Annotated in this window: 12 protein-coding genes; 7 read left to right on the top strand and 5 right to left on the bottom strand. The window is 40.2% G+C overall.

Annotated features, from left to right (window positions below; translation table 11 throughout):
- Nucleotides 1-61 precede the first annotated feature (61 nt).
- The gene (locus ACZ5QH_RS22130; protein WP_004723476.1) at nucleotides 62-829 is read right to left on the bottom strand and encodes a putative porin; all 768 of its coding nucleotides are present in this window, start codon (nucleotides 827-829) and stop codon (nucleotides 62-64) included.
- Between the two features lie 485 nt (nucleotides 830-1,314).
- Here ACZ5QH_RS22130 and prfB point away from each other — a divergent pair.
- The 5 genes from prfB (at nucleotide 1,315) to ACZ5QH_RS22105 (ending at nucleotide 6,351) form a co-directional block, all read left to right on the top strand.
- Nucleotides 1,315-2,410 (top strand): peptide chain release factor 2 gene (gene prfB / locus ACZ5QH_RS22125; protein WP_096735380.1). Its coding sequence is split into 2 segments (ribosomal slippage): nucleotides 1,315-1,386 and nucleotides 1,388-2,410, totalling 1,095 coding nucleotides; the frame shifts between segments, so codons are not numbered across the junction.
- Between the two features lie 140 nt (nucleotides 2,411-2,550).
- A complete protein-coding gene (locus ACZ5QH_RS22120) occupies nucleotides 2,551-2,850 on the top strand; it encodes an ArsR/SmtB family transcription factor (RefSeq protein ID WP_016539735.1) in 300 nt (99 codons plus the stop codon).
- A gap of 38 nt (nucleotides 2,851-2,888) precedes the next feature.
- Nucleotides 2,889-3,947: an alkene reductase gene (locus tag ACZ5QH_RS22115; RefSeq protein ID WP_154129778.1), complete on the top strand. Its 1,059-nt coding sequence runs from the start codon at nucleotides 2,889-2,891 to the stop codon at nucleotides 3,945-3,947.
- A gap of 349 nt (nucleotides 3,948-4,296) precedes the next feature.
- The gene (locus tag ACZ5QH_RS22110) at nucleotides 4,297-5,577 is read left to right on the top strand and encodes a 3-deoxy-D-manno-octulosonic acid transferase (protein ID WP_303577748.1); all 1,281 of its coding nucleotides are present in this window, start codon (nucleotides 4,297-4,299) and stop codon (nucleotides 5,575-5,577) included.
- Between the two features lie 60 nt (nucleotides 5,578-5,637).
- A complete protein-coding gene (locus tag ACZ5QH_RS22105; RefSeq protein ID WP_105714209.1) occupies nucleotides 5,638-6,351 on the top strand; it encodes a 16S rRNA (uracil(1498)-N(3))-methyltransferase in 714 nt (237 codons plus the stop codon).
- Here ACZ5QH_RS22105 and ACZ5QH_RS22100 read toward each other — a convergent pair.
- Together ACZ5QH_RS22100 and ACZ5QH_RS22095 are read right to left on the bottom strand one after the other, a co-directional pair.
- Entirely contained in the window at nucleotides 6,334-7,317 is a 984-nt protein-coding gene (locus ACZ5QH_RS22100) for a mechanosensitive ion channel family protein (RefSeq protein WP_373868811.1), read from the bottom strand. The two genes, ACZ5QH_RS22105 and ACZ5QH_RS22100, sit on opposite strands and share 18 nt — an antisense overlap.
- A gap of 146 nt (nucleotides 7,318-7,463) precedes the next feature.
- Nucleotides 7,464-8,045 (bottom strand): DUF805 domain-containing protein, encoded by a 582-nt coding sequence (locus tag ACZ5QH_RS22095; protein WP_303577749.1) that lies wholly within the window; start codon nucleotides 8,043-8,045, stop codon nucleotides 7,464-7,466.
- Nucleotides 8,046-8,338: 293 nt separating this feature from the next.
- On the opposite strand from ACZ5QH_RS22095, the gene acs reads away from it, so the two are divergent.
- A complete protein-coding gene (gene acs / locus ACZ5QH_RS22090) occupies nucleotides 8,339-10,282 on the top strand; it encodes an acetate--CoA ligase (RefSeq protein WP_234624175.1) in 1,944 nt (647 codons plus the stop codon).
- A gap of 168 nt (nucleotides 10,283-10,450) precedes the next feature.
- Nucleotides 10,451-11,635 carry an acyl-CoA dehydrogenase family protein gene (locus tag ACZ5QH_RS22085; RefSeq protein WP_151956331.1) on the top strand — a complete coding sequence of 395 codons (1,185 nt, stop codon included), beginning with the start codon at nucleotides 10,451-10,453 and terminating at the stop codon, nucleotides 11,633-11,635.
- A gap of 218 nt (nucleotides 11,636-11,853) precedes the next feature.
- On the opposite strand, the gene ampC is transcribed toward ACZ5QH_RS22085, so the two are convergent.
- Together ampC and sfnG are read right to left on the bottom strand one after the other, a co-directional pair.
- Nucleotides 11,854-12,978, bottom strand: a complete 1,125-nt coding sequence (gene ampC, locus ACZ5QH_RS22080) for a class C beta-lactamase (protein WP_419761944.1) — start codon at nucleotides 12,976-12,978, stop codon at nucleotides 11,854-11,856.
- A gap of 347 nt (nucleotides 12,979-13,325) precedes the next feature.
- Nucleotides 13,326-14,444, bottom strand: a complete 1,119-nt coding sequence (gene sfnG / locus ACZ5QH_RS22075) for a dimethylsulfone monooxygenase SfnG (protein ID WP_034614949.1) — start codon at nucleotides 14,442-14,444, stop codon at nucleotides 13,326-13,328.
- Nucleotides 14,445-14,467: the final 23 nt, after the last annotated feature.

The raw sequence follows: 14,467 nt of genomic DNA, 5'->3' as shown, positions 1-14,467 counted from the left end.
AAGCCAGTCAATTGACTGGCTTTTGTTGCTCCAAAAGAGCGATTGCTAATTGGATTTAAACTTAGAAACGGTATCCAGCACGAACGCCGTAAGTGTTGTAGTCATCACCAAAACCTACACGACCTTCTAAGCTAACGTTTTGATTAAAGAATTTCTTCGCAGAAATACCCCATTCATCACGATCAGTTAAATCATTGTTGTAGTAGTCAGCACCTACACTTAAAGTCTTATCTAAATACAAGTCACCACGTACTTTGTACTCATCCAAGTCCCCGAATGCACCAAAAGCTTCAAAGTTAGCGTCATATTGACCTACTTTGGTTACATATTTAGCACGTACAGTTGGGTCTGCGCCATCATCACCATTTTTAACATCATAACCCGTTACACCAAGTGCAAGTAATAAACCAGGAGCTGGTAAATAACCGACTTCAGCGCCATAAGTCGTTACTTTATTGTCGATGTTGGTGTTATCAACTTCAAGTTCATCACGACCTACACGACCACTTACATAGAAGTCTGAGTTAGGTACATAGTATTCAAGACCCGCACCATATTGGCTGTCTTTTACACCATCATTTTTGGCATAATTTACATTGGCTTTTACATTACTTGCGCGATCTAAGAATGCAGCCTCATTAAGTGGTGAATTACGAGTTTGTACTGGTTTGAAATAATAAGTACCATCTACACCAAAGCTATGAGTTGCATCAAAATTATCTGGATCATTATATGTATATGAACCACCAACTTCGGCTTGGTAAGCATGTGCAGTGCCAGTTAAAGCGGCTACGGAAAAGATTGCAGATGCGATTGCTAATTTTTTCATGGAATTCGCCCCTATGAAGAATTGATTGATTTATACATGTTTAGTTACAATTTTGAGTCTAGGGCAAATATAAAAATCGTCAACCATACTATGGTAACCGGAATGTAATATTAGTGAGTTTATGTAACAATTTTAATTTAAGTTATTGAAAATAAATGTATAAAACTTATGTGTTGTTTTATTAAAATTGTGTAGATAGTGTGGATATTGGTACGCTTTGAGTAAGGGTTGGACATAATTTGTAATAAAAAAGCTTTCAGAAATTAAAATACTCTTAAGCAAATGATCAAGTGTAGAATTTATAAACACAAGCTTTGACTACGATAAGACGATCTTTCTGATTGCAAAAAAGTAATTCATCTTACTTCTCTTGTTACAGCATTTTTGAGCTGTAGATTGATCTATAAAATGCCATATCTCAACTTTTTCCACTCTGTGGTAGAATGCGTGCGAATTAAAAGACGTCAAATGTGAGATTAAAACTCGTGGAAATTAATCCTTATCTAGTTCAGCTAAAAGACTTAAATGACCGTGGTCTAACACTACGGGGGTATCTTTGACTACGATCTAAAGAAAGAGCGTTTAGAAGAGGTTCTCCGCGAGTTAGAAGATCCAGCGATCTGGAATGATCAAAGCCGTGCTCAGGCGATGGCAAAAGAAAAAGGCGAGCTTGAAAACGTGATCAACGTTTTAGAAGGCTTGGCGACACAGCTTGATGATGCACAAGCCATGCTTGATCTTGCTGTTGAAGCAGATGATGAAAGCTTATTGGCAGATGTTCAGTCGGAATTGACTGCAGCGGAAGAAGAGTTAGCAAAACTTGAATTCCGTCGTATGTTTAGTAATCCAATGGACCCAAATCCATGTTATGTGGAAATTCAAGCTGGTTCAGGCGGTACTGAAGCACAAGATTGGGCTTCAATGCTGTTACGTATGTATATGCGTTGGATCGAACGTCATGGCTTTAAAGCAGAATTGATGGAAGAATCAGATGGTGATGTTGCAGGGATTAAATCTGCAACAATCCGTGTTGAAGGCGAGTATGCTTATGGTTGGTTACGTACCGAATCTGGCGTACACCGTTTAGTGCGTAAGTCACCATTTGACTCAGGTAATCGCCGTCATACCTCATTCTCGGCAGTATTTGTATCACCTGAAGTGGACGATAATATTGAAATTGATATTAATCCTGCTGACGTGCGTACAGATACATATCGTGCATCTGGTGCAGGCGGCCAGCATATTAACAAAACTGACTCAGCAGTACGTTTGACTCACGCACCAACTGGGATTGTGGTGGCATGTCAGAACCAGCGTTCACAACATGCAAACCGTGATCATGCTTGGAAACAATTACGTGCAAAATTGTACGAATTGGAAATGAGTAAACGTAATGAAGCTGCTCAAGCACTTGAAGATTCAAAATCGGATATTGGCTGGGGCAGTCAGATTCGTTCATATGTACTGGATGACTCTCGTATTAAAGATTTGCGTACTGGTGTTGAGAACTCGAACACGGGTGCAGTATTGGATGGCGATCTAGATAAATTTATTGAAGCCAGCTTAAAACAAGGTCTTTAATTTAAATTTTTAACAAAAGCAAAGCTTTATCTGTATTTTTGCAATATATCTAAAAAAATCGATATTAAAATCGAAAAAATGCGATATATTGGATGCAAAGATGCTGAATGGAGCTTTGCTCTGAATTGAATGTGTCTAAGATGGATATTGATTTAATTTCTAAAGCATTAGCGAATCCGACTCGCCGACAGATTTTGGAATGGCTCAAGAAGCCACAACAATATTTGTCGGAAGAGCAGTGCGGTGGCTTTGGTCGTGGTGTGTGTGCAGGGAATATCGAGAAGCTCGGTAAGGTCTCTCAATCTACGATGTCAAATCATTTGTCTGTTTTGCAACAGTCAGGATTAATTCAGGCCGAGAAATATGGTCAATGGTCATATTTCTCGCGTAATGAAGCTTTAATTCAGCAATATATTGATTATCTACAAAACTCGCTTTAACGCCTGATTTCAATCAGAAAGCGAGTGATGAGGCAAATATGGCTGAACTTAACTCTCCCCTTGTACTTGGCGATTTACATTTAAAAAATCGTGTCGTGATGGCGCCTTTAACCCGTAGCCGTGCTACCGCTGATCGGGTACCCACGGCAATCATGGCTGAGCACTATGCACAGCGTGCCAGTGCAGGTTTAATCATTTCTGAAGCAACAGTGATTTCAGAACAAGCCAATGGTTATTTAAATACACCAGGGCTATTTACCGATGCGCAAGTTGAGGGCTGGAAGTCTGTAACCCAAGCGGTTCATGACCAAGGTGGTTTGATTGTGGCGCAGTTATGGCATGTGGGACGTGTCTCACATCCAGATTTACTCGATGGGGAAACGCCTGTATCTGCAAGTGCAATACAACAAGCAGGACAAGTCAGCTTATTACGTCCAAAACGTGACTATGTTGTGCCACGACCTTTGGAAATCTCTGAAATTCATAACATCACCGAACAGTTTAAACAAGCTGCAATTAAAGCCAAGACGGCTGGTTTTGATGGCGTTGAATTACATGCTGCCAACGGCTACCTGATTGATCAGTTCTTACAAAGTTCAACCAATCACCGTGAAGATGAATATGGTGGTTCTGTTGAAAACCGCGCACGTCTTTTACTTGAAGTGATGGATGCTTTAATTGAAGTATGGGGTGCAGGCCGAGTGGGCATACATTTAGCGCCTCGCGGTGATGAGCATGATATGGGGGATGCTGATCCACGTGAAACCTTTGGTTATGTCTTGGAACAATTAGGTAAACGTAAAATTGCGTTCTTCTTTACACGTGAATATTTAGCCGATGACAGTATCAGCGAATATATGAAGCGACGTTCAAACGGTGTGCCATATATTGCTAATATGCGTTTAAGTCGTGAAGATGCCATCAAACTCTTGGCATCAGGTCAAGCAGATGCGGTGTCTTTCGGTAAAGCTTATATTGCCAATCCTGATTTGTATGAACGTTTGATTCAAGACGCACCTTTAAATGAATTGGTGTTTGAAAATATGATTGGTTCACAAACTGCGGAAGGCTATATTGATTATCCTGCTTTGGGATAAAACAAAGACTGTATTTTCTCTGGATGTGAATGGAATACCCATTCACATCCACAACTCAGATAAATTTAACCAGTTTTCTTTTTGTATCGTTGACTCTTACAAGGCATATCTATTGTACATGGCATGGATATCGCCATTGGTTAAGGCGTACAACACTACCTTTTACCAATAAGCGTTTTTTCATCCCTGTAAAGCCAAGTTTTGCTAGCGTTGTTGCTGGTTGATGGATCAGATTTGCTCTAGCATGCGGTCGACTACCTTGCTGACAACAAATCGTTAAATATTATTCATTAACAACTGAATATGGCTCTGTTATATTTGCCCATTCATCTATATTGAGACATTCTGTTTGGCTACTCCTTTTTGGTATAACACAGCACTTAAAATCGTTAAGCCTTTGTATCAATGGCGTATCAAAAAACGTGCGAAAGATAGCGCAGAATACCAACAAGAATGTCTTGAGCGCTTTGGCCCCTTTCAAGATGTAAAGAATCAGCATGCCATTTGGTTTCATTGTGTTTCAGTCGGAGAAACCAATGCTGCTCAGCCTTTAATCGAACATTATTTAAAAGCAGGTCATGCTGTTTTAGTCACCAATACGACAAAAACAGGCCAAGCACGTGCCAAATCGTTATTCTTAAAAGCACCTTATCAAGCATTATTTCAAGCGGTATATTTGCCTGCTGATCAGCGCTATTTAGTTGCTGATTTTTATCAGAAATACCAACCCAAATTACTGATTTTGGTTGAAACTGAACTATGGCCAAATCTTATTGACCAAGCTCAACAGTTTAAAGTGCCTTGTATTTTAGTGAATGCACGGCTTTCAGAAAAATCTGCCAAAGGCTATGCTAAAGTTCCAAGCCTGACCCGTCCAATGCTACAGAAATTAGATCAGTTATTGGCGCAAGATGTTGCAACGCAGCAACGCTTTATTGATCTGGGTATGCCGCAAGATAAAACACAAGTACTTGGAAGTATTAAATTTGATATTTCTGCACCTGAACAATTTATCCATAAAGCACAACAGTTGCAGCAGGACTGGAACTTAGCAAATCGAAAAATCATTACTATCGCCAGTACACATGCACCTGAAGAAGAAAAATTATTTCTCGCATTTAAAACCTATTTAGAACAATATCCAGATTGGTTGTTAATCGTTGTCCCGCGCCATCCTGAACGTTTTGATGAGGTTTTTGCTGCTGCACAAAGTTTAAATTTAACAACACAGCGTCGGAGCTTAGAGCAAGCAATCGAGTCGAATACCCAAGTCTATTTGGCAGACAGTATGGGTGAAATGTGGCTGTGGTATGCATTGAGTCAGGCATGTTTTGTTGGTGGGTCGTTAAATGAACCCGGTGGTGGACATAATATTTTAGAAGCTATGGTTTTAGATGTACCCACCGTGATTGGACCGCATTATTTTAATTTTCAAGCCATTGTGGATGAGTTCTTACAGGCAGATGCCTTAAAAGTGGGGCAAACTGTTGATGAGGTGGTTCAGTTATTGGTGCGCTGTTTGGAAGATCAAGCTTTTGCCCAGCAATTAAGCCAGCATGCGATTGATGTTTTAAAGCGTAATCAGGGTTCTTTATACAAACATATTGCAGTGATTGATCAGTATTTATAATTTATACATTGTTGATGAATAAACACCATCAGCTAAAAGTGAAACGAACCAGAATTTTTTATGAACATCGTCCTTCTTGATCCTCGTCAAACACAAGCTGAAACTTGGACAATCAGTTCAAAAAGGCAAGTTGAACATTTGCACACGCATCTTGCTGCCAAAGTTGGAGATACGCTTAAGGTTGGCGTTGAGGGTGCCAGTCGTTATTTAACTGAAATTGTTGATATTTCAGAACATACGATTTTACTTCGACCGATTCAAGAAGAGCCTGTTCCAGCAAAATTGCCCGTAACTTTAATTGTGGCATTACCACGCCCCAAAGTGTTACGCCGCTTAATTATGGATGCGGTGACACTGGGGGTAGAAAAATTAATTTTGATTCATAGTTATCGGGTTGATAAAAGTTATTGGCAAAGCCCTTTTTTACAGCAAATTGATCATTACATTACCTTGGGATTAGAACAGGCGGGGGATACCATCGCTCCTCAAATTGAACTTTACAAACGCTTTAAACCCTTTGTTGAAGATGTCTTACCTAGCTTCATTACGCCACAAAATCCTGCTTATGTGGCACATCCGTATACTGAACAGAAAATGCCATTTGCTATCGATCATTCATGTACTGTGATTATTGGACCCGAAGGTGGTTTTATACCTTATGAGGTGGATTTACTGATAAAAAACGGCTGCCAAGCAGTGAGCTTAGGCAACCGTATTTTGCGTACTGAAACCGCGATCCCTTATGTATTGGGGCGCTTATTTAGCACGAGCTGATTCGATGTCATCCGCTGATGGATCACCGCGGTAGACTTTGACTTCCTGAACAGGATAAGGAATCGAAATATTATTATCCGCAAAGGCTTCAAGCACACGTTCTTGAATTTCACTGATCGAAGCCGCAGTAACCACTTGCGTGGTATCTACCCACCAACGAACGGTTAAATTGACAGAGAAATCCGCCAAAGCAGAAACATTCACAGTAAAGCCCGGCTGGCTTAAAATACGTTGATCTTTATCAAGCAATTTAAGAATAATGTCTTTGGCTTTCTGTACATCATCTTCATAACCAATCCCAACCACAAACTCACAACGACGGCGTTGGTAAGCGGTATTTACCGTCACGGCACTGGTATACACAGTTGCGTTTGGAATCACGATACGTCGCCCATCAGGAGAACGTAAAAAAGTTGCACGAATTTGAATATCTTCGACAGTACCTTCCATATTGTTGACAATGATGTCATCACCAATCTTGAACGGTTCACCCAAAAGAATCAAAATTCCAGAAAGTAGATTTTGGAAAATATCTTTAAATGCAAAACCAATCGCGACCGAACCAATCCCCAAAGCACTCATCAGTTGAGCAGGAGTAAAGCCTGGAATTGCGATAACCATGGCAATTAAGAAACCAAAAAAGATAATTGCGGTACTGCCGACACGATTCAGTACCAGAACTAAATTTTGGCGAGTATAAGTACGGTTTTCGAGTGTTCTACGGACAAAGAATTTAAAAAGCTTAGACAACAACCAGAAAATAGTGATGACGATCAGCGCAATACATAAATATGGCATACGCTCCCAAAAACCATCAACAAACTTGTCGATGGTTGAGTATGCGTCTTTATATTTTTCAGTATGTTGAATCACTGTTTGTGCAGTTTTTTCGCCTGCAGAATGGATCAATTGAGTCGTGTCTTGCGCAACGGTACTCAATGCATTTGCTTCTTCAGCCACAATCATGTCCAATAAAATAATTGGCATATTTTGCCTGAAATTTCAAAGAAGTTAAGCTTTGATTACAGTTTTTCTTATGACGGACAAATAAAAATAATATTTGTGAATCAATATTTAACTCATGTTCGTGCATAATTAAGCATTAATTATCCTTAAAAATATTTAGTCCCTTTTTCAATGATTGTTGTTGGATTTTCAATTTCTCCAGTACCAATCATAAATGACACCACACTTATAGAGCTAACTAAGCTGATAATAAAACCTATTAGCATCAGCCAAGCCATTAATTTTTCAATAAAAGTCGATGGGCGTGGGTGACCAAAACGATTGGCACGATTACAACCACGCGCAAAGAGTAAATACAGCAGCATCAAAAATTGCACAATGGGAATCAGCAATAACAGAATAAACCAACCAGATTTATTACGATCATGCAGCCTGCGAATAATCACAACCATCATTCCATATAAATAAAGACAGCTGAGTGCGAGGTAAGTGAACTGTCCTAATCCTGAAATCGAATTTATCGCATGTTGGCTGAATTGCAGTGAATGTAAATTCACAATGCCAAAGACTAGACCGAGGGCAAGCAATGCAATGGTAAAAATGAGATGCAAAAATCCAAACCAAGCAATATAACTCAAACGATTAAAGCGGCCTTGAGTGGAAAGGGGATAATCTACTGGTGATACTTGATGCTTTGAAAAAAAAGTCGACGATTCTTGTATTTGCATGATGATCGCGTCCAGTTGAATGAGTTCGGTAAGGAAATGTTTTTTTCTGAAAAAAACCATATGCACTTCTGACTACAAATTATAAGATCAAAAAAACTCCATAGATATTGAAAATTCGAATATTTTGGCAAATGACTTAAGATTTTCCGATGGTTAAAGTGACCCCCGTGTCTACGACCAAAGCACAATTGTTAACCGAAATGCGCTATCGTAATACTGAACACATGCAGCAAATAAAATCAAGAACGTAGGCATACATCTCGTGATGAGGTGGCAAATCAAGGAAGCAGAATATGAATGAAGTCTATCCAGTTCCAGAACAATTTGTTAAAACAGCAAGGACCAATGAACAAGAATACTTTGAACGTTATCAACAGTCAGTAGAGCATCCAGATGAGTTTTGGGCAGAAGCTGCAAAGAAATTGGACTGGATTAAGCCATTTACTCAAGTAAAAAATACCAGCTACGACAAAGATAATTTTAAAATTGAATGGTTTGCAGATGGGCAACTGAATGTCAGTGCCAACTGTTTAGATCGTCATTTAAAAGAACACCCACTGAAACCTGCAATTATTTGGGAGGGGGATCATCCATCTCGCCATAAAATCATTTCTTTTGAAGAGCTGCATGATGAAGTGTGTCGTTTTGCCAATGTCTTAAAGAAAAATGGAATCGGGAAAGGTGATCGAGTCATTTTGTATATGCCGATGATCCCTGAAGCGGCGATTGCCATGCTGGCCTGTACCCGAATAGGGGCAGTGCATTGTGTGGTATTTGGTGGATTCTCTCCAGACTCATTGGCAAGTCGGATAGACGACAGTCAAGCTAAATTGGTGATTACCGCTGACCAAGGTATGCGTGGTGGTAAAACGATTCCTTTAAAAGAGAATGTAGATGCAGCATTGGCGCTGGATGGAACCACTTCCGTTGAAAAAATGATTGTGGTGCATCGAACAGGCCATCCAATAACAATGCAGGAGGGGCGTGACCTGTGGTATCACATGGAAATTATGACGGTCACAGATATCTGTCCGCCAGAACCGATGAATGCCGAAGATCCTTTATTTATTTTATATACGTCTGGATCAACAGGAAAGCCTAAAGGAGTGTTACATACTACGGGTGGTTATTTAACTTATGTCAATTCAACTTTCCGTGAAGTTTTTGATATTAAACAAGATGATGTGTTCTGGTGTACCGCAGATGTGGGTTGGATTACGGGGCATTCTTATGTGCTTTATGGACCATTATCCAATGGTACAACCACCGTCATGTCCGAAGGTATACCACAATATCCAACATGGGCACGCACAGGGCATATTGTAGATAAGCATAACATTACCATTCTCTATACTGCACCAACAGCGATCCGCGCCATGATGCGTGAGGGTGATGCTTTTGTGCGTGAAAGTGACCGTAGCAGTTTGCGTCTATTGGGTACCGTGGGTGAGCCGATTAATCCAGAAGCATGGAATTGGTACTATACCGTTGTGGGTGAAAGCCGTTGTCCAATTGTGGATACATGGTGGCAAACTGAAACAGGCGGTATTTTAATTTCTCCACTGCCGGGTGCAACCCCACTTAAACCGGGTTCGGCAACTCGTCCATTGTTTGGCGTACAACCTGCATTGGTTGATGCTGAGGGTCAAGAACTCGAAGGTGAAGCAGAAGGCAATTTGATTATTAAGAATTCTTGGCCGGGGCAAATGCGGACTATTTGGGGCGATCCTGAGCGATTTATTGAAGCATATTTCTCGACCTATCCAGGCAGTTATTTTACTGGTGATGGTGCGCGCCGTGATAAAGATGGTTATTACTGGATTACAGGCCGTGTAGATGATGTTCTGAATGTTTCGGGTCACCGTTTGGGCACTGCTGAAATTGAAAGTGCCTTAGTTGCGCATGCAAAAGTCGCTGAATCAGCTGTTGTTGGTATGCCACATGAGATTAAAGGGCAAGGCATAGCGGCTTATGTGACCTTGCAGGCCGGTGAAGCTGAAACTGAAGAATTACGTAAAGAATTGGTCAGTTGGGTACGTAAAGTGCTGGGACCTGTGGCAACACCTGATGCAATTTATTGGGCACCTGCTTTACCAAAAACCCGTTCTGGAAAAATCATGCGACGCATTTTGAGAAAAATTGCTGCCAATGAGTTAGATAGTTTAGGCGATACTTCTACTTTGGCTGATCCCGGTGTGGTAGATCAGTTGATTACAGAGGTTAAGGCCAATTCTTAGTGATTGAAGTCTCTTGATTTTGCTAGCCAAAAGTTGAATACCGTTAGAGAAATTCTAGCGGTATTTTTTGTTATTGATTTTCAAACCACAGAATAAGTAATGCAGGCATTGAGATAAGGAAATCTTACTTGATTTGATAAGCTCAAGGCACTGGGAATAAGAGTAAATATGATGAATGCACCTCAACAGGCGTTAAACCTTTCTGCTTTAGCAACGGCAAAGCAATTGGCAGAACAATTTGCGCAGACTGCTGCTGAGCGTGATAAAGCAGGTGGTAATCCGAAGCTGGAACGGGATTTGATTCGTCAAAGTGGCTTATTGGGACTGTCTATTCCACAACAATATGGCGGGCAGGGGGCAAACTGGAAAACAATTTTCCAGACCATTCAAAGTATTGCACAAGTCGATAGTTCCCTAGCACATGTATATGGTTTTCATCATTTACTAATCGCCACTGTACAGTTATTTGCTCAACCTCAACAATATTCGTCATGGTTTGAACACACCGCTCGTAACAACCTGTTTTGGGGCAATACTTTAAACCCTTTAGATCAGCGCACGAAGGTACAACAACTCACTGAGAACGACTTTATTTTTCATGGTGATAAAAGCTTTTGCTCAGGATCAATAGATTCAGACATACTGCTTTGTTCGGGCTTTAATGATGCTGGAAAATTACTGATAGCTGTGATCCCAACACGTCGAGAAGGGGTCAGTTTTTTAGGCGATTGGAATAATATGGGGCAGCGCCAAACAGATAGCGGTACCAGTCATTTTGAACAGGTCAAAATTCACAAAGATGAGTTATTGTTAAATCCAGGACCATTAAGTACACCTTACTCCAGTTTACGACCTTTGATCGCGCAATTGATTTTTGTGCATCTGTTTTTAGGCGTTGCTGAAGGTGCCTTTGACCTTGCAAGACAAACCATACAAAGTCAGAAAGCATGGTCAACGTCTTTGGCTGAAAATGCGGTGAATGATCCGTTTACCCAGAAGCATTTTGCTGAGTTTTATGTACAGCTTGAAAGTGTACGTTTACTTGCCGATAAAGCCATTGCAGCATTGCAAGCGGCTTGGAATATTAGTGAGCAATTAACAGCAGAACAACGTGGTGAAGTCTCAATTGCTATTGCGACTGCAAAAATTGCTGCAACCAATAGCTCGCTGTTTATAACGCAGAATATTTTCCAAGTGATGGGTGCCAGAGCGACAACAGCCAAATTGAATTTAGATCGTTTTTGGCGAAATGTCCGTACTCAGACCTTGCATGATCCGATTGATTATAAGTACCAGGAAGTAGGGGAATGGGTATTGACTGGAAAAGTGCCTGATCCAAGTTTTTACGCTTGAACCTAAGCTGACCGATGACATTTTATAAAATTTCATTCTTAGAGCTTTAGCGTTGGTATTGCCATAGCTTAGATTGAAAAAAATCTGTGTTGGATAAGGGGGTATGTCTTATACCCCCCTATTAACAGCTACAATTATGTTGCCCTGCAATAGATACAACATGAATGATTGAACAATGCACAAAGCAAAAGCCTAACGAGATCTGGCATGCTTCAGCATCAAGGATTGGATTTTTGCTTTAAGCTATTGAGCACTTCATACGCTGCCTTAATTCGCTCAGCATTGGGAATTTTTTTATTCATCAACATCACCAAGCCAAAATTCTCTTGTGGAATATAAATGACATATGTTCCAAAACCATTGGTGGAGCCAGTTTTATGGAAGACTCTTGAACCAGTCTTCACGAGGGTTTTTTCAACAGGGTTAGATTGCATCACAACCCGATCAGAATTGCTTTCTAATAGTGTGTTTAATGTAGCTGGGTAGCTGAACGATTCCCAGCCAAGGGCTTGGGTCATATCACCCATTTTAAAGTAACCCGTATGTGTTGCTAGAATTGCAGGTTTAATCGCTGCTTTGGCTTGATCTGGATTTAAGTTTAAATTTAAAAAATGTAGCATGTCAGGTAGGCTAGATTTCACCCCATAGGCTTGCGCATCAAAAGCGCCAGCAGTGACCCGAAGCGGATGATTATTTTGATCATAACCAAAGGCATAGTTGCCTTGTTGTGCTTTAGGAACTTGGACATAAGTATGTTGGAGTTCTAGCTTGGGGAAAATCACTTGCTCTAATAAAGCGCTAAAAGGCATGTTCATGGCTTTAGCGGTCGCTTCACCGAATAGCCCTATGCTTGGATTAGAATATTGTCGAAATTGACCAATCGGGTTTTTGACTTTCCAATCTTGAAAATATTTAAGTGTTTGCGCATCTGTTTTTATTTGATCAGGAAATTGCAATGGAAGATTACCACTGGTGTAGGTGGCCAATTCTAAGAGTGTGACTTGATTAATGTCTGAGTTTTTTAATGCGGGTATATATTTCCCAGGATGGTCTTGAAGAGAAATTTTGCCTAAATTTTGTGCATAAGTACCTGCTGTTGCAGTAAATATCTTACTGACTGAACCTAATTCAAAAAGGGTATTTTTATTTACGGCTTTCGCATTCGCAAGTGATTGTACGCCGTAGTATTTTTCATAACTTTTTCCGTTATACAAAATACCTATTGCCATACCGGGCACTGCATAAGTTTTCATTAATGGCTGAAATGCAGTATTCATCGCAGTTTCAACCTTTATAGACGTTGCAGGTATCTCGTTGGCGTTTACATAGGTCGTCAAGCTCATGCTGGCGATGAGGACGCAAAATATCGTTTTTGTTTTATTTAAAACTACCATACCCACTTTTTCCATCTATGCTACAAAAAGGGCGTATTTTAAGGTTGAAAGAAATTTTTTCCAAGATTGCGGTTGTTGAGTATATGTATAGAACAAATATACTCGATGATTCAATAAAACAAAAGTTGGCTAATGTATGTAAGGATAATTGTACTGATTTATACGATTCTATTTTTTATAAATGCTTTTTATTTATTCTAAAAAAAATCCCTCAAGCCGAGTCAAGAGGGAAAGCTGCAAAGCTGTTTTAGTTATTTATTGTTGTTTTCACAGCACCATCGATGAAGAGATAGGCCTTAAGCTGATTTTGCAGTAATTTGATCTTTTTGCGCTTCTTCAATTTGACGAACCAAAGGCAAGACCTTTTCACCGAAATATTCAACTTCTTCGATGAAATGTAAAAAGCCAGATAACACCAGATCTACGCCTACATTTTTGAGTTCAACAATACGTTCAGCAATTTGTTGCGGTGTACCAATCAGATTGGTTTTAAAGCCATCATTATATTGCACCAAGTCTTCAAAGGTTGATTTTGCCCAGTTACCTTCACCTTCTTTAGATGCTGCGCCCGCTTCACGGGTTGCATCGCCAAAGGCATTGACTGCTTCAACATTAGCTTGGTCAATAATCTCTTGTAGAACCGCTTTTGCTTCTTCTTCAGTGTCACGAGCAATGATAAAAGCATTGACCCCGATTTTGACTGAGTGGTTATTTAGCTTGGCTTTTTCACGAATATCATCGATTTGTTTTTTTAGTTCCTCAGGTGTATTGCCATTGGTGAAATACCAATCTGAAACACGCGAAGCCATGTCACGTGCAGCACGTGAACTTCCACCTTGGAATACTTCAATATGGGGTTTTTGCAAAGGCTTTGGTTTTAAAGTGTAGTCTTTAAACTGATAATATTTACCATCAAAACTATAATTATCTGTCGTCCAAATACCTTTTAACGTACGAATAAACTCTTCAGAACGAACATAGCGTTCATCATGTTCAGGCCATGGCTCACCAATGGCATCAAACTCGCCACGGAACCAGCCACTTACGACATTAATCGCAATACGCCCATTGGTCAGATAATCAATGGTCGCCAACTGTTTTGCGGCTAAAACAGGTTTCCATGGTCCCGGAAGAATTGCTGCAATTACTTTTAATTTTTCAGTCTTGGCTAAAAGTGCATGACTAAAACTCACAGATTCATGTTGATTTTCAGCGCCATACCCTGCGGTAAAACGAATTTGAGTGAGGGCATATTCAAAACCACTTTTTTCGGCAGCTTGTGCCAAACGGACATTGTAGTCATAGCTCCAGTCTGTACGTTGTTCAATATTACTGACCACTAAGCCGCCACTGACATTGGGAACCCAATAGGCAAATCGAATTGCTTGACCATTATTCGATGAAAACTGTGACATATCATAACCCTCAATTTTTTATG

It is taken from the genome of Acinetobacter sp. Ac8 (genome assembly GCF_055392545.1).
This window is presented reverse-complemented; position numbering and strand designations above follow the sequence as displayed.